At 40.7% G+C, this 25,213-nt stretch carries 20 protein-coding genes and 2 pseudogenes; 14 read left to right on the top strand and 8 right to left on the bottom strand.

Translation table 11 applies throughout. The features are described 5' to 3' along the window. Positions 1–81: 81 nt before the first annotated feature. The 3 genes from CDG79_RS28770 to CDG79_RS28765 form a co-directional block, all read right to left on the bottom strand. Complete coding sequence (locus CDG79_RS28770; RefSeq protein ID WP_442946258.1) at positions 82–537, bottom strand: helicase-related protein; 456 nt, start codon at positions 535–537, stop codon at positions 82–84. Positions 538–682: 145 nt separating this feature from the next. Next, positions 683–808, bottom strand: a complete 126-nt coding sequence (locus CDG79_RS44995) for a hypothetical protein (RefSeq protein ID WP_262985844.1) — start codon at positions 806–808, stop codon at positions 683–685. Between the two features lie 184 nt (positions 809–992). Further along, complete coding sequence (locus tag CDG79_RS28765) at positions 993–2,429, bottom strand: transposase (protein WP_189525173.1); 1,437 nt, start codon at positions 2,427–2,429, stop codon at positions 993–995. 175 nt (positions 2,430–2,604) lie between these two features. Here CDG79_RS28765 and CDG79_RS42870 point away from each other — a divergent pair, with 175 nt between their 5' ends. The 10 genes and pseudogenes from CDG79_RS42870 to CDG79_RS44125 all read left to right on the top strand — a co-directional run bounded on the left by CDG79_RS42870 (position 2,605) and on the right by CDG79_RS44125 (position 11,499). Continuing rightward, a complete protein-coding gene (locus CDG79_RS42870; RefSeq protein ID WP_189525172.1) occupies positions 2,605–2,760 on the top strand; it encodes a hypothetical protein in 156 nt (51 codons plus the stop codon). 22 nt (positions 2,761–2,782) lie between these two features. Beyond that, positions 2,783–3,142 (top strand): hypothetical protein, encoded by a 360-nt coding sequence (locus tag CDG79_RS28760; protein ID WP_317616615.1) that lies wholly within the window; start codon positions 2,783–2,785, stop codon positions 3,140–3,142. A 156-nt stretch (positions 3,143–3,298) separates the two neighbouring features. Then, positions 3,299–4,372, top strand: a complete 1,074-nt coding sequence (locus tag CDG79_RS28755) for a hypothetical protein (protein ID WP_094345172.1) — start codon at positions 3,299–3,301, stop codon at positions 4,370–4,372. A 128-nt stretch (positions 4,373–4,500) separates the two neighbouring features. Beyond that, positions 4,501–4,950 (top strand): DUF1257 domain-containing protein, encoded by a 450-nt coding sequence (locus CDG79_RS28750; protein ID WP_094345171.1) that lies wholly within the window; start codon positions 4,501–4,503, stop codon positions 4,948–4,950. A gap of 2 nt (positions 4,951–4,952) precedes the next feature. Beyond that, a complete protein-coding gene (locus tag CDG79_RS28745; RefSeq protein WP_094345170.1) occupies positions 4,953–5,165 on the top strand; it encodes a DUF2997 domain-containing protein in 213 nt (70 codons plus the stop codon). Between the two features lie 264 nt (positions 5,166–5,429). Further along, positions 5,430–5,684, top strand: a pseudogene (locus tag CDG79_RS28740) (AAA family ATPase); the annotation flags it as partial. A 174-nt stretch (positions 5,685–5,858) separates the two neighbouring features. Next, a complete protein-coding gene (locus tag CDG79_RS28735; RefSeq protein ID WP_223278376.1) occupies positions 5,859–6,380 on the top strand; it encodes a hypothetical protein in 522 nt (173 codons plus the stop codon). A gap of 18 nt (positions 6,381–6,398) precedes the next feature. Continuing rightward, a complete protein-coding gene (locus tag CDG79_RS28730) occupies positions 6,399–7,421 on the top strand; it encodes a toll/interleukin-1 receptor domain-containing protein (RefSeq protein ID WP_143855602.1) in 1,023 nt (340 codons plus the stop codon). A gap of 99 nt (positions 7,422–7,520) precedes the next feature. After that, the gene (locus CDG79_RS28725) at positions 7,521–8,942 is read left to right on the top strand and encodes an AAA-like domain-containing protein (protein ID WP_143855601.1); all 1,422 of its coding nucleotides are present in this window, start codon (positions 7,521–7,523) and stop codon (positions 8,940–8,942) included. Between the two features lie 7 nt (positions 8,943–8,949). Next, a complete protein-coding gene (locus tag CDG79_RS44125) occupies positions 8,950–11,499 on the top strand; it encodes an AAA-like domain-containing protein (protein WP_094345169.1) in 2,550 nt (849 codons plus the stop codon). Between the two features lie 599 nt (positions 11,500–12,098). Here the strand turns inward: CDG79_RS44125 and CDG79_RS45600 are convergent. Continuing rightward, positions 12,099–12,332: pseudogene (locus CDG79_RS45600) on the bottom strand (M48 metallopeptidase family protein); the annotation flags it as partial. 415 nt (positions 12,333–12,747) lie between these two features. Between CDG79_RS45600 and CDG79_RS28705 the strand changes: the two are divergent. Both CDG79_RS28705 and CDG79_RS28700 read left to right on the top strand, forming a co-directional pair. Beyond that, positions 12,748–15,945 carry a hypothetical protein gene (locus tag CDG79_RS28705; protein ID WP_094345166.1) on the top strand — a complete coding sequence of 1,066 codons (3,198 nt, stop codon included), beginning with the start codon at positions 12,748–12,750 and terminating at the stop codon, positions 15,943–15,945. 26 nt (positions 15,946–15,971) lie between these two features. Beyond that, positions 15,972–19,841 (top strand): helicase-related protein, encoded by a 3,870-nt coding sequence (locus CDG79_RS28700; RefSeq protein WP_094345165.1) that lies wholly within the window; start codon positions 15,972–15,974, stop codon positions 19,839–19,841. A 330-nt stretch (positions 19,842–20,171) separates the two neighbouring features. On the opposite strand, the gene CDG79_RS42860 is transcribed toward CDG79_RS28700, so the two are convergent. From CDG79_RS42860 to CDG79_RS28685, 4 genes are all read right to left on the bottom strand, one after another. Further along, entirely contained in the window at positions 20,172–21,389 is a 1,218-nt protein-coding gene (locus CDG79_RS42860) for a hypothetical protein (protein WP_189525171.1), read from the bottom strand. 121 nt (positions 21,390–21,510) lie between these two features. Then, complete coding sequence (locus CDG79_RS44120; protein ID WP_223278375.1) at positions 21,511–22,383, bottom strand: hypothetical protein; 873 nt, start codon at positions 22,381–22,383, stop codon at positions 21,511–21,513. Further along, entirely contained in the window at positions 22,359–23,150 is a 792-nt protein-coding gene (locus CDG79_RS44115; RefSeq protein ID WP_223278374.1) for a hypothetical protein, read from the bottom strand. The genes CDG79_RS44120 and CDG79_RS44115 overlap by 25 nt, the downstream gene beginning before the upstream one ends. A 258-nt stretch (positions 23,151–23,408) precedes the next feature. Beyond that, positions 23,409–23,672 (bottom strand): hypothetical protein, encoded by a 264-nt coding sequence (locus CDG79_RS28685; protein ID WP_094345164.1) that lies wholly within the window; start codon positions 23,670–23,672, stop codon positions 23,409–23,411. Positions 23,673–23,920: 248 nt separating this feature from the next. On the opposite strand from CDG79_RS28685, the gene CDG79_RS28680 reads away from it, so the two are divergent. Further along, entirely contained in the window at positions 23,921–24,520 is a 600-nt protein-coding gene (locus tag CDG79_RS28680; RefSeq protein ID WP_094345163.1) for a hypothetical protein, read from the top strand. A gap of 286 nt (positions 24,521–24,806) precedes the next feature. Continuing rightward, positions 24,807–25,124 (top strand): hypothetical protein, encoded by a 318-nt coding sequence (locus CDG79_RS28675; protein ID WP_094345162.1) that lies wholly within the window; start codon positions 24,807–24,809, stop codon positions 25,122–25,124. Positions 25,125–25,213: the final 89 nt, after the last annotated feature.

The raw sequence follows: 25,213 nt of genomic DNA, 5'->3' as shown, positions 1-25,213 counted from the left end.
GCTTGCTCGTCTCAAAAAAAGTATTTCACAGACGAGTAAGCTTTTTCTACCTTCAAAAACTTTTTGGGCAACCCTCCACCGTTATCGCTTCCATTTCACAGCCTCTACAAAAAATAGCGATCGCAGCCAAGCGCCCACTGCTATTAACGCATTAATACTTGTAATGCTTATGCAGCAAGGTTTGTAGCTTTTCTTAGTGCCATTCACATCTAATACTTTGTCTTCTGTGCGTTGCGGTAAAACAAAGTAGTAACAATGGACAACAGGCGATCGCTGTAATTTCCGGTCAATCCGTCCGTTACGCTGTTCCATCCTCGACGGGTTCCACGGCACATCAAAGTGGAACAAGTCAGCACAGTTATTCTGGAGGTTCACTCCCTCCCGTGCTGCATCTGTAGCAATCAGGATACGCAGGGGATGACGTGCTGGGTCAGCGTTAAATGCACTTTTAATAGCTTCGCGGCGTTCATTCATATCTCCTCCTATAAACGCATGGAAAATAAGCGATATCGAGTCATACCGCTTTGAAATACTCAAGAAATAGGCAGTGGTTAAAAAACCGTTACTTAAAGTTCAGGACAGGACTTGCTTGTTGTGATTACTTGTAAATAGAGCAGTAGTACGCCTGAACTAAAGCACGAATATAATAAACTATTTTTATTTTTGGAAATTTGGTGAAAACTCAAAACATAGCAGGAATTTTCATTATGAGAATTCCTGGATGACATCGGGCAGCGATCTTTGCCGAGTAACCAGTGCGATCGCTTTTTACTCGGTGAGGAGCGCTGATTGATTGAAACCTAGACATATTACTTTCTCCTGATGAGTGGGAGAATTTGAGGGCGTTGCTATTGTATATTTGGCTAGTTGCTCTAGCATTGCTCAAGCAACGTAAGCGTTTGCTATTGTTGGCAATCGTTTTTCTGTCGAATACCAGTCTAAGTTAGGGGTAAAGCCTACCCCTGTTAAGGTGTACTAAAAAAATGGTACATTTATGTCTGTAAACCTTGCGGAAGAGGAGTTTCAACCAGTTTCGACGTTTGTTGTTCTAGTCTAGAATGCTTGCGGGAGCGTTGTTTATCAGCTAGGAGTCGAGCAGTAGAAACATGGGGACGATTAGGTTCTTTTTTTCTTTGTGGTTGGGGCTTTTTTCGAGCTTTGGGGCTGGAAGCAAAGCGTTTGAGGTCAACCTGGGCTGCCCATTGTTTTAACAACTCGGTAAAAGCGGTTAAATTCAGATGGCTAACAAATTGCCATTCAACATCAGGAATCGCAATCATCATACCCGTGTAGGTACTTTGAATTTCCTCAACTAAGTAGTAATTGGAAATACCTGCATCAATTTTTCCTTGCCCATGAACACTACGCAATGCTGATTTAATCACAGATAAAATATTGTAGGCAACTAGTGCCATACAAAAGCTAAATAAAGCGGCTCTGGGATAACCTAAAGTCTTAATTTCGCATTCTAGAGTATCACTAACAACTTGAAATAAACCCTCAACACTCCAGCGTTTTAGGTAAACATTTGAGATGACAATTCCAGAAGCATCTTCTTGTCTAAGATTGCAAAAAACCGCTACCTCAGTATCTCCATCCCTAGTTGGTTCATTTAAACGAACAATAACACGACGAGATTTTATCGATTCTCCTTCATACTCAATCATTACATCTTGCTCGAAAGCTTTTCCTGTTGGACTATCTCCGATTTCCTTTAATTCTCCTAACTCCTCATAAGGCATTGATGCATGTTGACGAATGACAAAGTAAGCTTCGCTCTTTGCAATTTCAACTAAAAACATACAGGTACAAAAATTTCTATCCCCCACCCAGACATCGTTCTTTTCTACAGTTTGTAACACTTGACTAAATAATGCTCTTTCCTGGGTGTAGGCATCCTCACATGGGAATTGGTCTATTGCCAGCATTAATATTGGGTCAAGCACCACTAATGATTTTCCTGGCAATGGTCCACCAGAGACATCGCGTAAAACCGACAGTCGATGCTCTGTTGCTGCGAGGTTATTTCCATCAATTATTTTGACTCGATAACCTGGTAAAATCGGAGGTTCTTTTCCTCCCAATTCCTCTATAATCGGTGCTAATTCTTTGCTGCTGTAGCGTACTAAGGCTTGAGATACTTGTGGCTCGATTCCATTGATTTTGCTGTAGAACGCGACACGCGACACCCCTATTTGTTTAGAAAATGCTTTGTATGCTGCGCTAATTGATGGGCGTATATTACACACTACTAAACTCATTATTCCCACTACTGTCGAAAACAACAATTCCTGCGTATATTGCTTGTCTCGCGTTGCTTCGAATAATTCATCCAGTTTTTCGGCGCTGAAAATTCTTTCTAATGTTGCCCTTAGCATTACTGTTACCGGAGATGCTTCGATAAAACGCTCAAAAATTGAACTCAGCATGACACAGCACCCATCAATTATCGTTACCTAATAAATCAATAATCCCATGTAAGACCTTCTTGTTTGTTGCCTATTTTCTCCCGCTTTTTGATTGTTATTGGTATAATTCCTTGCTCACAAAGGATTTCAGCCTTTTATTAGTTCATTTTTTAGTACACCTTAACAGGGGTACTATTTGACTCAGCTTGTATTGCTGCAATCAGAGTTAAAAGCTGACCTCAAGATTCAGACTCCATTTGGTCAAATTAACCAACCGATTTCAACAACTAAACGTACTTCTGGGAGCGGTTCTAGATTGTCTAAACCGAAGCAACAAGAAGTTGCTGCTTGACGAAAGAAGAATCAGATTATGTGTGAAAAACTCTCCAGTCAGACTGATTAAATCTGACTGGAGAGAAAAATCGATTCCACAACAAATTATGGCACACTTCACTGCTACTAAGATGGAAACAAATTTGATCAAAGTGTATGACGCGACACTGTTAAGCTCATCAAAAGTTTACCAAATTAATGGTACACATTGTCGATATTTGGGAGATGAGGGTAGCATACAACATCCACAGTATCTGTTTCTACCTCTGCCAAATCAAAAGAAAAAAGCCAGCTTTCGGCTAAATCGAAACAAACTTATGACTCGGTGTTATGAAGTCGAAGGGATGGTTTATAAAAAGCCTGTGGCGCAGGATAATTCACAGCAACTTCAACTATTTTGAGCCATGTCCATACATAAACCACCAGTCATCAAAAGACACATTAGGTTACAAAAAAGCTCTAAAAAAGTAATCTATAGGGCTACTAAAGACATTCAAATAGTCACAAAGAAAGCTTCGCTTAATCGAAGTGAAAAATAATGATTGAGGTGAATAATCATGGTGCAAGCAATTGACAATCCTATTGCTGCAAATTTCCTAACTGATGCAGTAGTTGAGCGCCACAATTTCTCGCAATTAAATAAAACCCGCATTCGCTTTCGCATCCAGTTAAAGAAAAGTACAAAATCTGCCGCTCCTAAATGGGCAGATGTCTTAAAAGCTGAAGTCTCTGAAATTGAATCAGACCTCGTGAAAGTTACAAATTCTGAAGTTGGTTTGCGTGGTATTAAGGTATTCAAGAAGTTGGATGAAGCTGCTGCCCAATTAAGGCAAGAGATTGCTTCAGTTCAAGAATGGATGTCTGCTGATACTGGTGACTGGATTTGTCCGATTGATTTGGCTCCCCTGGTATGGAATCAGCTAATCAATACAAGAGATAATATCGCCCCTGGATTACGCAATCAATTAAAAGCTGATTACGAAGCGGGACTTCTTGATTATCAGGAACGGATTGATCAGTTCCTCTCACTTAACACTTGGGAATTACCCCACGACAAGCAAGAATCAGTCAAAGCAAACTTGTTAAGAGCATTCCCAACTCTCACTGATCTCGAAGACTATTTACAAGTCGTTATTGGTCGCCCGGTGATTATCCCGGCATTGTCCGAACAACTGAACCAGCAGCAAGCCGAATGCCTAGACCAGATTACCAAGTTCATTCAGCAGTATGACCAAAATCTGGAGCAAAGGCTGCGGGAATCTGCTTTAGCTGGTGGTGAACAACTCGCCGCGCAGTTGCTTGAAGAGTTGGCTGATTGGGAGCCAGGACGCAAGCCCGTACAGTTCAAAAAGAAGATGCAACGCCATCTGATGAAGGTTCAGGTACTACTAGCGAATGCTGACCCGGAGGCTGGCAGCAGCTTGGAGGCGATGATGACGCACTTGGACTCTATCGTTAACGATCCAGCGATTGAGTCCAAGAATCTCGGTTCTGATACGCGCAGTCAATTGCAGCAAAAGATGCAAGAGATTCGCGCCAAGTTGTTAGATGAACAACGCAATCTACAATCACTTGCGACTGACGACGTGGGCTTATCGAAAGCTACCGTGATGTCGTTTAAGTTCCGGTAAAAAACAGTCTTGAGCGAGTGTGCATTCGCTCAAGACTTGATCGATGTATTAAAAGTGCAATATTCGCGTTTCAAAAGGATATCGCACTTTTACTATTTTTCAAACCAGATGACAAAGGGAATAACATTATGTCGCATTTCTCAACAGTCAAAACCAAATTAAGCAATCACGAGTGTTTGGTGCAAGCTCTCACGGATCTAAACCTATCGCCGCAAGTTCACCAAACAGCACAATCACTAAAAGGATATTACGGTGGCTCTCAAGGACAAAGTGCTGAAATCATCGTATCTGGTCGCACCATAAAAGCCCGTGCAGACATCGGATTCAAGTGGAGTCAGTCAAGCGGCGTGTACGAGATAATCCACGACAGTTACGAAACAGTTCCGAAGTTGGGCAAAGACTTTTTCAGCAATAAACTAATGCTGGCTTATGGACAACGGATGGTTCGCGCTAAAGCCGCCGAGTTACAAGAAAGGTTTGGTGAATGTGCGATCGCTGAAGAAACCAACGGGAGTGTGCAAACTCTACGGCTAACTTTTGCCGGACATCAGGAAGTTAAACAATTTGCGCGGAGATAAATATGGAACGTTCAATACTGATTCATTTCGACAGCGCTACAGGTGAAGTTCGTGTGGAAGCGGAGGGGTTCAAAGATTTGAGTTGTTTATCGGCTACGCAACCATTTGAGGAGGCACTTGGGGTTGTGAGCGAGAGCGATCGCACATTTAAAAATGAAGCTCAAACCCAACAACTTCGGACTACGAACAGCAATCAAACACGTTTGCGTCAGTAATCAGTCAACCCCTTCGGGGAATTCAAAATTCAAAATTATCAATTCAAAATTAAAGACAATCAGTGGGGGCTTTGACTCGTTCGCGCAGCGTCTCCGTTAGGAGAAGGATAATTAATTCAAAATTATTCTATTCTTCATTTTGAATTTTGAATTTTGAATTTTGAATTTCATTAAATGGTCATCAGTTACCAGTCTTAACTCGGCTGGTAACTGATGATCATAAAGGCTTCGCCATTTCATAAGTGAAATATTTGAATAATTGACATGAAACTCTCAAATCTTCTCTCCACACTCGATTCACAAATTCCGATCGCAGCGCTTGATGTGCTGTCTCCTGATGAAGCAACGATTATTCAGTGGTTGACTACAGAGGCATCTAACAAGCTATCAAGTCCAGTGTTTTTCTGGAATCTGGAAGTATCAACCTTAGAGCAATGTTTAATCGCAGCAGATGGGGGATTGGTCTTTAAGCCAGTTGCAGAGTATAAGAAACCACCACAGGCTGATCCATTGTTATATAGGACTAATGTTTGATTTCTGAAAAGATACGTAGGGTGTGTTAGCGACAGTGTAACGTACTAAATCCTTACAAATGGTGCGTTACGGAAGACGTAACACACCCTACATATACTTAGATTTTTTCAAAAATTAAATCGTATTGCTATAGATTATATTGATTGTCATTATATTTACTTGAAAAGTGATCAACAAGAACGCCGTCCCAGTATTGGTAACTTTGCGCCTGGTGAATTCACCAAGCTATTCCAGAAATCCCTAGAAACAGTAGACCTAATCTTCCGTAACGGCATCGACTGGGATGCTTTCGCCTACTCGTTCAAAAAATTAGAAGTTGAGAACCAAGGCGCACTATTGGATGTCCAAAGCATCGAGAAGAAGGGCGACGGCATTCTTGTAGTCCGAATAGCTGTTTCTCCTGATGCAGATAAAGCAAAAATCCACAGTGAGTTCATCCAAGGCTATGAATTTGCAGCTAAGGCATTAGAGGCGCAGTACCAAGCAAGACTTGAGGATAAAGATAAAGTAATCAATCAGTTGTTTTCTTCAATTAACCAGTTAAATAAACAACTAGCAGAAACTTCTGGTAAAGTCTCGATTTACTACCAGCCTAACTCCCAGTTCGCAGGTGGCATAGTAGATGCCAACACTGTCAACGCAGACCAGATAGGTGGTAACATTCAAAACAACGACGCTTAAAAACGCTCAAGCCAAACCATGCCGGATTCAGAAGACCCCAAACAAGTCAATGACAACGACTTACGCAATGCCCAGTTTGGCGGCGGGTTGGTTAATGCTGGCACAGTGAATGCTGGGCGAATTGGCGGCGACATCTACAATATTCACCTTGGGCAGCAGACTGTGGCATCAGGTAATCCAGTCCAATCACAAAACCAACAACAGCGATCGCTCTCTGAAAAAGATTCACTTGAAAAAGCTTACACCCTCCAAAGCCAGAAAATTGCAAATCTACGAACAGCGTTAGTTATTGAAACTGATGTAACACGCAAGTTTCAATACGAACACCAGCTTCAGTCAGAAGAACGCACACTGAATGAACTTGTTGATAAGTTGGATGCAATTGAACAACAGTTGCAAGCTAGTGATTTTCCTCACAGTAAACAGGAAGATGAACAAGAAAAGTTACAGAAAGAGCTAGAACAAGAGAGAGAAAGACCCAAATATGAGAAAGAAATCTTCATCTCCTATGCTTGGGGTGGAGATAGTGAAACCTATGTTGATCGCTTAGACGAAGTTTTACAATCTAAAGGGATCAGTATTATTCGAGATAAACGAGACTTAGGTTACAAAGGACTAATCAAAGCTTTCATGGAAAAGATTGGACGCGGGAAATGTGTCATTGCTGTGATTAGTGATAAGTATTTAAAATCCCCAAACTGTATGTTTGAATTGGTGCAAATTGCTAAGAATGGTGAATTTTATCACCGAATTTTTCCAATTATGTTACCAAATGTTCAAATTTATAAACCGATTGAAAGAATTAAATATATTAAATATTGGGAAGACCAAATTAAAGAATTAGACGAAGCGATGAAAGGTGTTTCCGCCGCTAATTTACAGGGCTTTAGAGAAGAAATAGATTTATACACCGAAATTCGTCATACCATTGCTGAACTCACCAACCTGCTCAAAGACATGAATACGCTAACTCCAGACATTCACAGTGAGTCAGATTTTGACGAGTTATCAAAGGCAATCGTAAGACGTTTAGATGAGTAAGAATAGACAATTGATGAGTTGAATGCCAATACTGTCAACGCAGAACAAATAGATGGTAATATTCACAACAATGACGCTTAAACCTGCCCAAACCGACCCATGCCCGATTCACAAGACCCAAAGCAAGTCAGCAACGACTTACGCAATTCCCAGTTTGGCGGTGGGTTGATTAACGCTGGCACAGTGAATGCTGGGCAAATTGGCGGCGACATCTACAACATTCACCTTGGGCAGCATACGCCGGCATCAGCTAATTCAGTTCAATCGCAGAATCAACGCCAGCGATCGCAGCAAGAAAGAAATTCACTTGACCAAGCCTACACCCTTCAAAGCCAGAAAGTTTCAAATCTACGAACAGCGTTGGTTATTGAAACCGATGTATCCCGCAAGTTCCAATACGAACAACAGCTTCAGTCAGAGGAATGCACCCTGAAAGAGCTTGGTGACAAGTTGGATGCAATCGAACAACAGTTGCAAACGAATGATAACTCTGGACTAGGGGCAAACACAACTATATATATTGAACGACCCCCAATTGAGGACAAATGCTATAAAGCAATCACGCAACCAGGGGTATTAATTCGTCTCAAAGCTCCGCAGAGAATGGGTAAAACATTACTGCTGGAGAAAACCCTAGACTATGCAAGACACCAGGGTTATCAAACCGCAAAATTAGATTTACAACTGGCTGATATTGATATTCTGGCTAACTTAAAAACATTTCTACAATGGTTGTGTATTGATGTTGCTGACAGCCTGGAGCTAGAGCCGCAATTAGATAAACACTGGCAAGAGGTTTTTGGGCTGAATAAAAACTGTACTCGTTATTTTCAAAAATATTTATTATCGGTTACAGATACTCCCTTAGTTTTAGCCATAGATAACTTTGAGCGACTGTTTGAATATCCAGAGATTTTCCCTCAATTCTGCTTGTTACTGCGGGGATGGTATGAGGCAGCGAAACAAGGAGACAAGATTGGTAATATTTGGAAAAAACTGCGGTTAGTAGTAGTTCATTCAACTGAATCTTACCCTTCCTTAGACAGTAATCATTCCCCGTTTAATGTGGGATTGGCGATTGACTTACCCGAATTTAATCTGCAACAAGTAACAACCCTCGCCAAACAGCAAGATTTAGGACTACTGAGAGAAGAAGAGTTGGCTCAGTTGATGGGGTTAGTTGGGGGGCATCCTTACTTGGTACAGTCAGCGATAACTGCGTTAAGCTCCGCTAACGCTCACCTCAAAAGCCAGCAACTGACCTTAGAAGAACTCTTGAGACTTGCGCCAACAGAGCAAGGAATCTTTAGTGACCACTTGCGGCAACAACTGTGGCATTTACAACATAATCCCCAGCTTGAGATAGGGTATAAAAAAGTAGTGAGCACGAATGCACCTGTGAGATTAGAGACTGAAGTTGCGTTTAAATTGCATAGCTTGGGGTTAGTAAAACTTGTTAGTAATGATTGCGTTCCTGGTTGTGATTTGTATCGTCAGTATTTCTCAACTCGTTTGGAGTAGGTAAATCGTGGTTGAACAATACATATTCTCTGGAAGTCTACCTGAAAATGCCAGCACCTACGTCATACGAGAAGCTGATGCACAGTTATATGAAGGACTGAAAGCGGGGAAGTTTTGTTACGTACTGAATTCCAGACAGAGTGGAAAATCCAGCTTGCGTGTGCGAACCATGCAGCGATTGAGAGATGATGGCGTACAGTGTGCAGCCGTTGACCTCTCTGCTGGAGGTATTCAGAATGTCCCTCCCGAACAATGGTATGCAGACTTAATCGACACGCTTATTGACAGTTTTGGATTAGATTTAGATTTTGGTGATTGGTGGGAGGCGAATCAGTTAAATTCGCTAGTCACAAGATTTCGCAAGTTTTTGGAAGAAGTATTACTTGTTGAAGTTCAAGAGAGTATCGTTATTTTTATTGATGAAATCGATAGCGTACTCAGTCTGAATTTTCCCACAGATGACTTTTTTGCATTGATTCGCGCTTGTTACAACAAACGAGTTGATAACCCTGAATACAATCGCCTCACTTTCTGTTTACTAGGTGTTGCATCACCTAGCAATTTAATTTCAGATAAACAACGCACTCCGTTTAATATTGGTAAAGCTATCTCTCTCAAGGGTTTTCAATTGCATGAAGCTGAACCATTAGAAAAGGGTTTGCATGGGAAGTTTAATAATCCCCAAGCGATAATGCAGGAGATTTTGAACTGGACTGAGGGGCAACCATTCCTGACTCAAAAGCTGTGTCAATTCATGGTTGAAGAATCTGAGCAAGATAACCCTCGTTCAGTAGAGCAAGTTGTCAGGTCACGGATTATTGAAAATTGGGAATCACAGGATGAACCTGAACATCTCCGAACTATTCAAGCCAGAATTTTGCGGGATGAACAACGGGCAGGGTACTTACTAGAACTGTACCAACAAGTCCGACTAGCTGAAGAAAAAACTGAGGTAATAGCAGATGATACTTTAGAACAAAGTGAACTACAGCTTTCGGGATTAGTTGTTAGGCAGCAAGGTAAGCTGAGAATTTATAACCAGATTTATCGGGAAATCTTTGACTTCAATTGGATAGAAAACCAATTAAATAATCTCCGTCCATATTCTGAGAATTTTCGTTTTTGGGTAGTTTCTGGAGGTGTTGATAAATCACGGTTGTTGCGGGGGAAGGCATTAAAAGAGGCTGAAGAATGGGCGAGGGATAAGAACTTAGGCTATCAGGATAAACAGTATTTAGCAGCTAGCAAAGAAAAGGAAATTCAGGAGAAAATTGCTGCGAGGGAAATAGAAGCGCAGTTAGAGAGGGAGAAGAAAGATAGGGAAGCGACGGAGCAGCGAAATAAAGCACTAGGTGAAGCTAACATAAAAGCTAGACGCAGGATTCGTAATGGGACTATTATTTTAGTTTTAACTATATTGGGAGCAGCAATTTTGGTGATCCTGGCTGGAAATGAAGTTAAAGAAGCGCAACAAAAACTTAAAGAAGCGCAACAAAAACTTAAAGAAACATATACATATGTAGCATATCCTCAACAGCTAATAGAATTAGGTAGAAAATTACCTTTAGACTCAATAGAATCTAAGTTTATATCTAAAAAAGCAGGTCTTAAAATCAAAGATGCTCAAATTGAACAAGTATATCTCCACGCTTCTAAATCACTAGCTTATCAATATCTCAAAGATTGGAAGTCAGCAGAAGAATCCATCAAACAGAGTATGAACTTTTTGAGAGGGTACAAAGAGAATAAGCAGGAAAGAGAGGGTAGCGAATCAAATAGTGAATTCTTAGAAACAGAAATATTCGCCTTGAACATTCAAGGCGATTTGCTAAAGGAACAAGAAAAGACTCAAAAAGCAATAGAAGCTTACAAAGAGGCGTTCAATATTCTCCAAAAACATTTTGAACTTAGTTCCCTACAATCAGCAGACTCAAAAATTATTGACAGTAGAGTTATTGAATCCGTCTATAGAAGTTTAATTTCTTTACTTTCTACTGATCCTTCGGTAGCAGAAGACTTAAAAAAAAAGGTTGAAGCATCTCTCACTAAACATTTATATGCTCAACTTGAATATTTATTAAAAGCTAAAAATTGGAAATTGGCTGATCTAAAAACATACCAACTCATGCTTCATCTTGCTCAAAGAGAAGAACAAACATATTTAGATTATAACGACATCAATAATTTTTCTTGTCCAGACCTACAAAAAATAGACCACCTTTGGGTGAATGCAGATAATCGTTTTGGCTTTAGTGTGCAGAAGGAGATATGGAGCAAAACTGGAAATAGACTTGGTATAAAACTAAATGACTGGAATAACTCTGATTATGGAAATTATATTCAGTTTGTTAAGGCAGTTGGATGGTATGATGAAAAAGGAAGTGGAGACAATCAAGCACGAGAGAAAAGAGGTAGCTACGTGTCATCGGACGAACTGTACAAGCGTATAAAAGAGAACTCTGTGGGGTACAGGGGTAGCCTACCTCGAAATTACCATACACAGAATTTACAATTTACAACCCCGGAGTTTCTTCTTTTCTCACATTGCGATTTGTAAAGTGAAATATATAAGTTTTTGATAAGTTTGTAAACATTTATTTCAGACTCATTTCCTATGCAATAATCAGCATTACAGCACTTCCGGCGGCTATGAGGTACATCTTCAAAGCTGAAAGCTGTGATAAAAGAGGGGCAAGAGGAAAACTGTATTGCATAATAGCCGGAAGCGCTGTATACAATACCGATACCTGGCGACCTCTTTGAGGAAGTCAAAAGTATCAAGTCAAAAGTCAAAATTAATAACCTTATAAATAAGTTTGAAAACGACAGTGATAACGTATATTTACATTACAGAAATACTTCTTTTTTGACTTTTGACTTTTGACTTTTGACTTTTGACTTCCCCGAAGGGGTTGTTCCAAAGTAAACTCATCTGTTCAGGTGATGACTTTTTCACTTTCATTAATAGTAAAAAGCCAGCCTCAGAAAACATCCCCCAGTCATACTTACGCTTCCCAAGATTCGAGTTCAGCTTTACGCTCCCTCCAGTGGGAGCAATGCGATTTTGTGAGGTACAAAATATAGGTAACATAAATTACCTAAATTTTTAGCGATCGCTACTTAGAAAAGGCAAAAACAAGGAACTTGGACCTCGGTTTATTGGGAATAAGCCCTGGTAATTGAGATATAAAATCCGATCTCACATTTTCGCATTGCTCCCCCCTCCAGTCTGGACATTACGCAAGAGAGCGCTTCCCAAAAAGCATCACCATGATTGCGGTGCAGCAAGTGAACAATCTCATGTGCTACCACATACTCCAAGGCTGACAAAGGCGCATCAACTAACTGCCAGTTGATACAAATTCCCCCAGCTTTAGAGCAGGTTCCCCAAACTCGCTTTTGTTCTTAAAGCTTGACAGGTGGTAACTGAACACCTGATTTACGAGCATAAACTTTGCTGAAGTACTGAACATCCTGCCAAGCGCGATCGCGTTTTCAATTAGTTAGCGCTTGCTCACTCGCATTGTGTTGTTCATCTGTAGTCAAGTTGCATGGATGCAGGATGTGCAAGCATCTGGCTCTTATTAAAGAAATAAAGTGGTTAGTTTTCACTTGATGAAACCTTCGACAGATGTTAAAGCTAGATTATTTGGACTTTCTGGTTGTTGGACGCTATAAGATCCGAAATTTCTCTGATTAACTTGACAAGTTACTTATACTTAAGCTACATAAAAAGAAAGATACCATTTGTTCTAACTTGATAGTTACAGCAAATGAAGCAGTAGCAAAACTGGTGTAAAAAAATATGAATTCACAGAGAATTGGTAGTGCCAAAATTCAGGCGACCTCACCAAAGCCTTCTATTGATCTAGTTACCCTCGTAGAATTATTGGCTAAATCTGTTCCCCCTAAAGAGAACAGAACAAATATAACGGCTCTGCATCCTGACTACAAACAAGCGTTTCATTTAGATACTCAAAACCAACGATTGCGGCTTTGTAGTTCAGCAATATTACGTAGATTATTTGGGCTACGAGATTTCAAAGAAGCCTTTAACCCTGATGAAGGGGGCGGATTTATTCAAGAGTTGGAATTATCAGGATTTGGAACTAAGTCTCTCGTTGGTGGAAATCTAAAAGAAGGAAGTATAGTGAGGCTATCTGCTGCTGTAGATAAATTAATTGCAGCGATTGATAAAGAAATTGATGCCGCATTACCTGAAGGAAATTCGTTGTCCACTCTGTTGTTAGATCAACCGTTACAAAACCTTCAGCAATTAGCGAAAAAAACAGGTACTAATTTTCAAAATCAGCCCCAGACAGCCAACCTCGTGCCAATTGCATTTCCTAATGCTGAGGCTAATACTAATATCTCAAATAAACCTGTAGCCAAAGTAATTTCTGCTCGTGAACAAATCGATGCAGAAGATTACTTTCAACGTATGTGTAGTGCAGTTAGAGAGTATGTGCAAGATCAGCTAGATTGGGATGAAGATGATATTGAAGCAGCAATTGATAGTCTACGTGCAGAACGAGATAGAGCAGATAGCCAACTAACTCGATTCCTCAACTTCTTAGATAATGAAGCATTAGCACGGGTAAGGCAAACAATTACCTTACGGATTATGCAAGCTATTGCTCAATACAGTGTTACCAATAATCAACCCAAACACCAACTTCTAGTAGAATATGTCAATCGGATTACGAATTTATTAATATCTGCAACAGAAATTGGTTATAGTGCTGACTTCACTAATAATTTTGGTGTCGCTGCTGAATTCGAGCTATCAGAATATTTGAATAAAGCAACTTTCTACTACTGTCTCCCAGTATGGCCAGAATGGGAAACTCAAATTTTTGAGGAAAAAACCAGAAATCAGCAAGCTACTAATTACGGAGTGGTTCGGGAAGTGAGTTATCGCTTTCGTATTAATGGTAACAATCCTGAAAAGAATAAATCCTCTTTCTTAGCAAGACTTGATCAAATTGAAGCAGAACTGATTCCAGATGAGGAAACACTACCCCAACGACCTTGGACAGTATGCCGTCGATTAGCTGAACTCATTTTTTTAAGAATTATTATTCCTCATGAAAATGAGGAAAAATTAAGTGCAGAATCTTTACCTAATTTTGTACAGCAAGTTATCACATACCTAAAAACAGGTGGTAAAACAGCTATTAAACAGGTAATAGAGCAATTAAGAGAATATGATTCTTCAATGAAAATAATTGCCGCAGATTTGATTGAAGTACTCCAAACCAAAAGTCAAAAAATTATTGGACAAGTTCAAAAGCAATCTTCTCAACAATTTATTTGTGTAAAACGTAGCATCATAGAATGGTCACGTTTAGAAGGAGCAGAAGCAGGAGTAAGAGATTTACTCAAAAGTTCTCCTCAAACTAGTCGTGAGAATGTGGAATGGTTTAAGCACATTGAAATTTGTAATACTCCAGAAACACCTGGGCTATTATTCTCTGTACAAGTAAACACAGATATCTCCGAACACAATTTAATCACCAAAGGTGATATTTATCCAATTCAAGCACAAAGGTCATTAACAAAAAAACTGTTACAAGTTATTTGGGTTCCTCGGTCTTTTAATAAACAAGGAAAAGAATGGAAGTATGAATTATCTCGCAATGCTGGTCATGCTAAAGGATGGATTCTACCAGCAGCAGTCATAATTGATTATGACACTCAACTTTTAACTCGTCGCTCTCAACAAAAAGATGGTGAAAAAAATAAACAGTATCATGCAGCAGCTATCGCAGGTTTCACGGTATTGGTGTACTGCTGTTTATGGCGGATTATTGATAAGTTAAAACAAGGGGATAATAACGACTTTACTACCTTAATGTTACGACTCCAAGAGCAAGGTAAAGACCTTGATGAAACCAGTGGTGATAATTACGTTTATGCAGCAGCCCAAACTTTAGAAGCGATATTAGCTGAAGATACTAATATTAGGATGCAAGGAGTTATTCTCGAAAATTTGGTTAAACAAACTGCAAATACCAAATGGATAAAACAAAGTATTTTTGATGCTTTATTGAGTGCTTTTCCTTTGTGCATTAGTACACCAGTAACGCCAGAAGTACCAAAGATTGGGTTAATCTCTTATGCAACTCGTCCTTGTAATGATACTGTTTTATTAAATGAACAAGAAAAAGGTTATCTATTTTTAACTCAAAGTTATACTGCTACTGCTATAGGTAATCCTTTTTCTGGTTATGAAATTAAGGCAGAAAGAATACAGTCTGATATAGTTGATTCTCCTGAACAATTGAGAAAACAACGCTTAGTACAGGAAGAAATTCGTTATCTCAAAAATCAAGGCTGTCAACATATTATTCTACTTTCTCATGCTTATCGTAGTCGCAGGTTGAACCGCACAGCAGATTATAATTCTGGTTTAATACCAAAAGAATTTTTGGAAGATGTTTTTCAAACTTTTCCTGATTTAAATATTTATACTATGCTGCGGGATGTATTTCCAGCAACAAGATTACAAAAGCGGGGCAAAGGTGAAGCTGCATTTGAAATTTTACACGCAGCAGATCATACTAATTTTTTGCACTCTGTAGAAACTGTTCGGGTACGAGATGTCATTCCTGTATATACTTTCGCCACCCTGTTTGCAGTGCAAGAACAGCAACGACCACAGTCTGGTTTTTGCGTTTATTTCTTAGTGTCTGACCAACGAGTAAATGATATTACTTGGACAGAACGTGCAAGGCAACATCTTATCGATGCCGAACAAAATTCTCATGTTAATCCTTGCTTAATTTCTATGTTGCGAGGGTTACATTTTATTGAAGCAGAACGAGGTGTAAAACAAGGACAACTCATTCCAGTTTTAGATCCCTTCCGTTGGATATCGCCCAGTACTGTTGAGGCTGCGGGAGAAGTGGAAGTATTGCATTCTCGACGCAAAGGGAAAGTGTATCTCAGCTATCCAGCTTTACTAACTTATATTTCTCAAGTTTTACACCGCAGGAAGTAAACAAATATTTGAAGGAATAAACACTAATGCAACTATCAATTTTAGAACAGGCATCTGTATGGGGTCAGGTGTTTGAGCTTGCTGTCAAACGTGGAGTTTTACAAAATTTGATTTATCAAAGGTTACTCAGTAGTGACCAAGATCAGGGTTTGAAGCCTTGGCAAGAGGTAAAAAACGCAGATATCTATAGTCAATTGGTAAAATCTTTGAAATTGACAGATCCAAATGCTAAAGAATGGGTTAGCACAATGGTACGTCATTTACTGGTATTGGGCTATGGATTAGGCTGGACAGCAGTGCGAGAATGCTTAAAAAATATACCAGTGAGACAGCCAACTCTGACAGCGATTTGGTGTCCGTTGGTGCTTCCAGGACAGCAGATACAACGTGAGACTGAACGAGAAAAAACAGCACAAGAATTTCATGAAGCTTTTCATCTTTCAGGACGGACAGATTTAGGATTAGTCAACACAGGAGAACCAGCAAGAGCAGATTTTTTACTTTGGTTATCCAGTGGAAAGAATACCCCGCAAAAATTTGAGCATTTTCTACTATGCTTGGAATTCTCCTATAATGCACCTATAAAATTAGCAGATTTTAATACAGAAACTGCTCATCTAGAGGAAATGAGTCGTTATGCTCGTTATATTGATTCACGGGGTGTATTCTCTAGAGTTTGCGCTGAAGTGGAAGGTGGTGAATTTTTATTTTCTTCAAATTTAAAAAATCACCTATCTGCTTTTAGTGGCTCAGACAAACCTTTATTTAAGTTATGTCAAGCCTCATCTTATACTGAGCGTCTGATCAATTTGTTAAAAAAGCAGGGACAATTAAATGGTGGTTGTAGTGCTAGAGGGATCGCAATTACCTCAAATGGATGTGAAAGTATTGCCGCCCATTTTTTAGACGAATCAGAACAAGATCCTAGAGCAAAGTTGATGGCATCTTTGGGTGAGGCATATCGTAACACACGCAAACTAGATAACCAACCCGATGCACTCTTAACAGAAATTCGTGTAGCTTTTAATAAGTTGGTACGATCCCTTCCCCCAGATTTTGAGCGGCAGGTCAAGCAACTCAAACACGAGCCTGATTTAGAAACGTCATTGCACTACAAATTTACAGAACAGATAACAGATTTTTACAATCCTATGCAGGAATTTTCCCAACAGGAAGTACTTGCTAACATTGAAATGACAGAATCATTGTACAAGTTCTTTGGTGATAATCCTCAAGTTCATTTTCAGTCAGTCTTCCAACACTTAGCAAAACAACTTCCCCTGCGAACAATCCACCAATACGCAGTTGTTACTGGATTAAAATCTGCCCAGACTGGAAGGTTGAATATTGTTGCTTTAGAGGGAAATCCTGGAATTGGTAAAACTACTGCTGTAATTAAGTTTCTGGAAGCTCAATCAGAAGGTTTCATGTTTTTATATCTCAGTCCACGAGTGGTAATTAATCGGGACGTTACTGCCAAGTTTGCTAAAAAAGACGGAAATCCAAGTGGTATTTTAACCATTACTACTAATGCTAATTTAATTAGTTCAGCACCTAAGTGGTATGAAAAACAAGTATTGGAAAAAGGTGAAACACAGCGATGTGTAGATAGCGCAGTAGTTGTAGATGGTATTACTGAATTGAAGCATCCTGATGGTAGTACCATCTTCCTTACGCCTGAACAGGAACACGAAATTGATTGCAATATAGTTACTACTAACCGTTTTAAACGTTCTCGCAATGAACGAGAAGACAGCGTACAATCCATACATCGCCCTGGTGTATTACGTACTCTAACTGGTTCAGCCCGTAAATTGCTAGAAGAAAACCCTCAAGTAAATCGGTTAGTAATGACTGCGGCTATTCAAGGTTATCGCCACCTCGACCAAACAACTACAATTGATGCTTTAGGAAATTTATTTGCTAAAAAAGCTAATACCAAATCAGGACAACAAGAACGCCGTAACTTTGGCACAAAAATTCCTACTATTATTGCAATGGTTGATGAGTTGGCTGGTGATGGTACAGGAGCGATATTTGTTAATGAACTAACGAATTGGTTACAACAACAGTTCATTGAACCTTTTGAGGGTAGTAAATCACCGTTTAAAGTAATTCTGATTATTGCTGATGCCTCTTTAAGTAATGAAATAGTCCTTAATAGTTATCTCAACTCTGGAAATTCTGCTCCTGATAAAGTATTAATTAGTCCAACTCAAGGGGAAGCAGCGTTTCGCGTTACTGGCACTGATATCAAAATAGGGCTTAAAAAATATCCAGTATTACATATTATGACTAATAGCTATCCAGCTTCTCAACTTAATATTGAATACAGTATTCACCTTGCACCTATAGCGCCTAAACAGATAAAAGTTGACTTACAACAAGAAATTCGTCAAGCAATACGAGAACAATTAGAAGATAAGTTATTAAGTAATGCCTATAAAGAAATTAAAAAAGGTATGAAAGAAGGCTCAGAACAATTAATATTTTTTGCCCAAGACAAAGCATTTTTGCGTCAATTAAAGCATAACTTGATAGATGGGAAAGATGCTCTTTATCAAAATTATGAAGTAGAAATTTTAGATCAAAGTGTACCTCCTAATAAACGGTTAGAATTAATCCAAGAAGAAAAAAGAGATAAAATACGAGTTTTCTTGATGACTTCTTCAGGAGCAAGAGGTATATCTTTTCCAAAAACCGATTGGATTATTGCAGCAATTCCTAGATTTAATATAGAAGCTGCTTTAATGGAAGTTGCTCAACTCATTTATCGTGGCCGAGGAATGTACACAGATCCAGAAACAAAAAAGCTCGTTTCAGGAGATGATAAAGCTAGACAATTGGTAATGCTTATTAATGATGGCTTTATTGTAGCTGAAGATACTGATAGATCAAGACTATGGTTACGCCAGTCTAGCGATATTTTAACTTTATTAATGATGTTACGTTCTACAATTCACACTCGGATAAAAGGTGATGCAGGACTTAAGAACCAACGTCTTGCTTTTGTACCAGTGGGTTCAATTGGGGATGAAGAATTATTAAACCTAATGTCTGATGACGTGTGGATTTTTTTGCAAGAAGCGCGGATTTTTGTCTATGATAATCAATCGGAAGAAGAAAAGAGAATTGTAAAAAAAGCAGAGCAGTTAACACAGAAAATATTTGCTCAATTAACCTTGAAGGGTAATACAGTTGATAGACAAGCCAAATCTTATGTAGATTATTCTACTTTAGAGGCTTTTGTCAAAGCGGTGTCTAGAAGTTCAAGCCGTCTTCTACCATCTCTAGAAAATGTAAATTTAGTAATTCCTGATTCTTTAACTTGTCTTGGGCCTTTCTGGATAGAAGATTGGTCTAACCGCCATACAGAGGAAAAATTTAGTTTTGAAGGCTGGCGTAAAAATATTCAACAATATAGTCAACAGCTTTTAGGATTATTGGCAATAATTTATCAAGATAAGAATGGCAAATATCCACCTAAACTCAAACGCCCAGCTAAGGGATTACACCAAATTCTAATTCGAGAGAAAGAAGAATCTCTTTGGGAATATTCAACACTACAAAGTTTGAAAACACAGAATATTGTTGCTAGCGTCCCACTTGATTATCCTCATTTTTGGCGCGAAGAGTTGGAAGACGATACTCGGAAACAACTGATAGAAGACCCAGCTACATGGCAAATTACTTTAGGAAGGAGTTTAACACCAAAAGGTTTGGTTATGCCTGTCGTTCCACAATATGAAACATTCCCTTGGGCAGCTGTGGCTGGTCGAAGGGTTTTTAGCCAATTGGAAACTCTTTTTAGTGACCGCTATTTTCTCGCCTCTAGCGAATTAAATTTACTCAATAGCATTTTGTTAGTAGATGTGTTAGATGATAATGTTAGTTAATGATGTGTTATGCACTAGATGGATAATCTTATGAGCTACTACATTTAGGTCGTAGCAGTGTAATTGATCATAGTTATGCGTTAATTACTATAGCTTATTGATTTGTTACCAACTTTGAATAATCAGCATAGTAAAAGTGTGGAGTGAAGATAGTTCTTATTTATCTTCTATCCAAACGATACAGCACTTCCTGCTGTTATTAAGTACAGTCTCTCCCCCTCCATACTCCTGCTTTTCGTCCCTTTCAGCACTAAACACGCACTTCACAATAATGGGAACTGCTGGCTATATTACTGTAGATGTGTTTAAAAAGTTGCTATAGAATGATTGCTACCTTTCCCAATCCACCAACACCCCATCCACGATCGCAACCCCCCACTGCAGAAACTTCGCCAGCAACTTCTTAATCACAATCTGCAAAGCAGGGTCATCATTCCAGCACTCTTGCAAAAAGTCAAACCCCGGATTCTCCCCCGAATTCGCCGCCACTTTGAGTTTCTGCATCCGCTCCGGCCGCATATTTGACCTTGCTACAATCGCCTCATTTGACCATTTTTCAGCGCTGGGGACAGACGCGGCGGAACTTTCACCCTCATGATTTGCTTTAACTTCTCCACCCGAAACTGAATTTTCAACTAACAACGAAGCGGGGGAAGCCTGTTCTACTTCCTCCTGTGTTTGATTAGCGATGGCTACGCCCGCCGCAGGCATCGCAGAATTTAAAGATTTCTCATTTTGTGCGAGGGGCGCGGCGGAACAAGTACCTTCATGACAGTCCCTTGGTTCAACACCACAATTCTGGTTTCCAGCCAGCAACGGAGCAGATTCACCCTGTACAGCATCCACAAGCGTCAGTGTCGTACAGTTTGTTACCGTAGGTAACTCTTCCTCATTCTCTGACACGCTTTCAACAGACTGAGGCGAAGCGCCCCCCAAGGGCGCACTCGCCGTCTCCTCCTCACGCGAATTTTCTGTAAGCGTGTCAGAGAAACTCCTCACAATCTCTTTTGAAGAGTTTGTGAGGAGTTTCTGACCAGTTCGTGAGGGTTTACAGAACCCTTGCTCTGACTGATTTTCACCTGAAATAGATGCTTTATACAAAGCACCCATTTCTTCGGAGCCAGCATCTTTCTCTGAATCCCCAGCATTTAATTCTCGTTTTTCAGCATCTAGTTGTTGATTTTCCGAATTAGCTTTCTCCCAAAACTCCTTCATCCGACTACCATGCAAATTCTTTACCATCCAGCTAGCAGTCTCCCTACCATCCTGAATCGATTTGTCGGGTTTGAAAATGAATAGCCCACTGTCAACTAGAATTTTCTTCGCAGAGATAAAAGTACTGTACCCCAAAGCAGAAGTTAGCGGCATCCACCGAGAACCGTAGGGGTCAGCCGTCCAACACTCCTGCCATAACTGATTAACGGAGGGTTTTTGCTGCGATGCCCAGAGCAAATCTTCAATGGGAATAATCACATGAAGCCGCTTGTACGGTGATTGTGCTTTATCAGCAGTCTTTTTGAGCTTGGGTCTTGTGATAGTTGCGGTCATTTTACAATCTCCTGTTATGTTGACGCACGGAAATTTCCCTACAGCGTTGTTTACCCCCGTAGGCATCGCAGGGTTTAGTTCGATATTTGTTTGTCTAAAAAGTTACCGATACACTGAAAGCCTATTGAGGTTGCCAGAATCGCAATTCGTCTCGGAAATACCTGTCAGTCTTTTTCGATTGCTCCTTCCAACAATCCCAAGCTACTATCAACTCTTCGCCCAAATCCTCTACAACTTCCCCCCTCTCAACATACAAAGTCCGGTACGGGTCAGCATGAGCAACAATAGAACCGATGCCAATTGTCCCAGGTTCAGTGGATGAGTTTTTGAGAGTTCTAATTAACTCTGTTTCTTGGGTAGTAAGTTCTGCCCAGTAATCCGACTTAATCACCTCATACTCTTGCGCCACTGCCCAATAGTCCTGCCACGTACACCCAGGTTTAGCTAGCACTTGCCGAATGTCGCTAACTGCTCCGGGAAGCATTTCCAATTGTTCGGCTCGATATGCGATCGCAGTTGGTGTAGGTTCACTTCCCAGAATTATTGCTGCGGCTTCGAGTGCTTGGGTGTTGTTCATCGCTTCGCTTAGGTTTTTCAACGCCATACCCATCAGCCGCAGACATTCTTGGGCGTTCTCCTTGGGTGGTTCTTGGGCTAGCGATCGCAAATCAATGGTTTTCTCCAGTGCTTGCTTCATCTGCTTGTTCAAAACTTTGGTCGCTTGCTGGGTCATGGTATTCCCCCACTGTTGCGAAGGACGTTGTTCAACAGCGTTTTCCAATTCCTGAATACGCTGCTGGAGTTGCTGATTCTCAGTCTCCAATTTCCTTAAACCCTCCATCTCATCCAATCGCTGCTGCAATTGAATGTTCTGCTCCCTCTGCTGCTTGTACAGTTGTTGCAGGGATTGGATTTGCTCAATTACTTGTTCTTCGGCTCTGGCTGTGGCTTCTGACTGTAGTCCAATCCTCAATTCCTGCTGTAAGCGCTCCAACTCATGCTGGTGTTGTTGCTTGAGTGCTGCGATCGCTTCAGAATATTCTTTGGGGTAAGTCCGCTCACTTGAAAATGACGCAATTGCGGCATTTTCAAGTGAGCCAAATCAGTGTTGTTTACCAACAGCCTCTCACCATCAGTGAAGGTAACAATCTGCTGTGAAGAGTTTGGCGAGTCTGCTTCAATTACTCCCTCTTGGCCATAACGGGGATGTGATTGTGAGGAAATCCTGACCGATTTACACAATTGCGTTTGACTTTTTTCGTTTTTTGTGATTCGTTTAGTTCTTGGTGCGACAAGTTGGACTGCTTTGGCGAAGTCTCCGGCAGTGGGGAAAGGTTTTTCCTGGGCTGCGATCGCAACAGCTTCGTGTAACTTATCGGGAGTTTTGACCAGTCGGAGTAGGGATCGTGTCTGGGATGGTTTGGTAATATGCGCCCTCAGTTCTTCTGGTAAGGTATCAACTACTTGCTTGGCTGCAAATAGATCCTTGACTCTGCGATATCCACCGTGTTTGGTCAATTCCTTCTCGCAATAGTCTTCAAAGCTAAGGTGTCCACCATCTTGGTAATAGTGGTTGTCCAGCATCAGGCGCAGTTCATCTATTGCTTGCCACTCAAAACGGTCGATGGCGGTGAAGGTTTCGTGGATGCTGGTGTTAACAACACCATAATCTAGAAGCGATGTTGTTCCGGGGTTGTAGTCAATAACGGTATTATCCTCTGTGCATGGTGTAAGAAGATTTGATATTGTTTGATTAACCATAAACCTGAGCGTTTGTGGAACTACCCTCAGCGCCTGCCTCGAAAACAATTGCTGGGGGTTTGAATTTGTCAGCATAATTGCTTTGAGTCTAGCATTAGGCTAGCCGTTAAAGCAACTGGGCTAGACAGATATCACCACCCTTTAAAAGCTTCGCCCCCTATGGTTCTATAGGGGGCGAGTTTGTTGCTAGATTTATGAGATTTTTGGCGCTGGCTAGCATGTGTTCTAGCTGACTCTTGAGTTGTTGATTTTCTGCGGCTAGCCCGCCCTTAATTTTCCCAATTCTGCTTTAATTTCCGCTATCTCTTGTTGTTGTCTTTCTATAACTTGCCTGATATCAACAACATTAGTTTCACTCTCTTCCCTACCGAGTCTACCTCTAATGTAGCTTTCTATGTCCTCAGTCATACTTGTTCCTTCTTTTTCTAGCAACTCCTTATACTCAACGTACAAGCTCTCATCAAGCCTTACATTCATCTGAGCGCCACGCTTCCTAGTAGAAAGCTTTCTTTCGTCTGCCATCTTTGCTTCTTTGAATTTAAACAACTATTTACACTATAAAGCACGGTCTAGCCAGTGGCTATAACTTCTACTAATGTCTAAAGCCTATGTAGATCAGTTAATTGGCTAGATTGTGTCTTGACACTGGCTAGCCAAAATAGTATATTAGATTCATGAGATACAAACAAAAGACGATCACCCTGTCTGGAAAACTAGCGATCGCCCTTTGTGAAAAACCTAACCCCATGTAGAGGCAGGAGATCCTCATTATGACGCATTCAACCTATATACAGCAAGCACCCTCAAGCTTCAAGCTAAATCAAACACTAATTGCTGATGCTCCTCGCAGAGATGAACAAGCCCTAGCCCAAGCTGAACTCGACACCCACCTCGAATCCCAAGCCGAAGCTGTAGCCCCAACCCAAGATCCTCTCACCAGCAGAGATCGCCGCATCATTGGCGAGATTATCGAAGTGAAACCCGAATCAGTTCGCACCATCTGGATCGAAAGCGGAATCACAGTATGGGTGCAGTTTGTGGAAGGCGGACGACTACCATTTGATCGAGACTGGTTCGCTACAAGAGTTGCAGAAGTCAAAGCGACTCTACCGGAAACCCCATTAGAACGAAACGAACGCCTGAGCGATGAACTAGAAAAAGCCTGCGCTGTTTTTGGTCTATATCACGGTGAGATAGACTGGTTAAGTTTCAGCACCAAACTCTACCAAGACGGGCGTTTTGTCGGCTTCGTCGGGTGCAATCAACAAGGCTGGTACGCAAGACCAAGACAGTATGGGGTTAATCGCGTGGCTGCGAGTGCAGAGCAAGTGATTGCGCTGTTGGGAGTTCAAGCGGCAGTAGCGGCGTAAGTTGCTGAAGGAAAAAGGGCGATTGCTCCCCCAAGAGAAATGCAATCGCCTCCAAAGCTCAATCGCTGCTTTAGAAATAATAATCATGACATAAAGTGCAGCAAGTAACCTCTTACTTCAAGTAGGTGACTGTCACGAGAGAATTCTCCTACCTGCTACAGATGCGAATGCAGATGTGTAAGAAATCCCTAGCCGTAAAAGTGAAAAAGGCGACCGCAGTCCAAGAGAAATGCAATCGCCATCTGAACGAAATTTAGACAATCGAAATCATCATGGCACATGAAATATGATTACCACACTCTCTGTTCAACAGACTGAGTTGGAAAAGTCTGTTGAGAAGATACTGTTGCCTCCAACTGACCCCAAAGCAGAGGTCATTCAAATCCCTGGATACAATCTGGTTTACGTTAACGGAGCTTGCCCCAGGAATTATCGAGTGTACAAGGTTGATTCGATGATTGGAGTGATATTTCAACACCTTACACACTGGTCTAACGGAATGGATTCTCTTCGATATGCCGAGCCGGTTGATGCAGCAGTTGGACTAGACGACTTCATGAAGGTGGGAATGGCACTAAGAAAAGCCGAAACCCTTGCGGTTTAAGCAGTTTGCAATTGCTTGCGTAATTCATGCCGGGGTTTCGTCATCAAGGGGTAAATTTTTGGGCGACGTTTACGGACTCGTGGTTCATT

Source organism: Nostoc sp. 'Peltigera membranacea cyanobiont' 232 (assembly GCF_002245985.1).
Classification (GTDB): Bacteria; Cyanobacteriota; Cyanobacteriia; order Cyanobacteriales; family Nostocaceae; genus Nostoc.
The sequence above is the reverse complement of the archived record's forward strand: the minus strand, read 5'-3'. Positions and strand labels throughout refer to the sequence as shown.

Bases quoted from the DNA above. Each gene is read 5' to 3' on its own strand.
- CDG79_RS28755 (WP_094345172.1), top strand. From the start codon at position 3,299: ATGGTGCAAGCAATTGACAATCCTATTGCTGCAAATTTCCTAACTGAT.
- CDG79_RS28750 (WP_094345171.1), top strand. From the start codon at position 4,501: ATGTCGCATTTCTCAACAGTCAAAACCAAATTAAGCAATCACGAGTGT.
- CDG79_RS44115 (WP_223278374.1), bottom strand. From the start codon at position 23,150: ATGGTTAATCAAACAATATCAAATCTTCTTACACCATGCACAGAGGAT.
- CDG79_RS28765 (WP_189525173.1), bottom strand. From the start codon at position 2,429: ATGCTGAGTTCAATTTTTGAGCGTTTTATCGAAGCATCTCCGGTAACA.
- CDG79_RS28700 (WP_094345165.1), top strand. From the start codon at position 15,972: ATGCAACTATCAATTTTAGAACAGGCATCTGTATGGGGTCAGGTGTTT.
- CDG79_RS28680 (WP_094345163.1), top strand. From the start codon at position 23,921: ATGACGCATTCAACCTATATACAGCAAGCACCCTCAAGCTTCAAGCTA.
- CDG79_RS42860 (WP_189525171.1), bottom strand. From the start codon at position 21,389: ATGACCGCAACTATCACAAGACCCAAGCTCAAAAAGACTGCTGATAAA.
- CDG79_RS28705 (WP_094345166.1), top strand. From the start codon at position 12,748: ATGAATTCACAGAGAATTGGTAGTGCCAAAATTCAGGCGACCTCACCA.
- CDG79_RS28745 (WP_094345170.1), top strand. From the start codon at position 4,953: ATGGAACGTTCAATACTGATTCATTTCGACAGCGCTACAGGTGAAGTT.
- CDG79_RS28725 (WP_143855601.1), top strand. From the start codon at position 7,521: ATGCCCGATTCACAAGACCCAAAGCAAGTCAGCAACGACTTACGCAAT.
- CDG79_RS28675 (WP_094345162.1), top strand. From the start codon at position 24,807: ATGATTACCACACTCTCTGTTCAACAGACTGAGTTGGAAAAGTCTGTT.
- CDG79_RS44995 (WP_262985844.1), bottom strand. From the start codon at position 808: ATGTCTAGGTTTCAATCAATCAGCGCTCCTCACCGAGTAAAAAGCGAT.
- CDG79_RS28730 (WP_143855602.1), top strand. From the start codon at position 6,399: ATGCCGGATTCAGAAGACCCCAAACAAGTCAATGACAACGACTTACGC.
- CDG79_RS28685 (WP_094345164.1), bottom strand. From the start codon at position 23,672: ATGGCAGACGAAAGAAAGCTTTCTACTAGGAAGCGTGGCGCTCAGATG.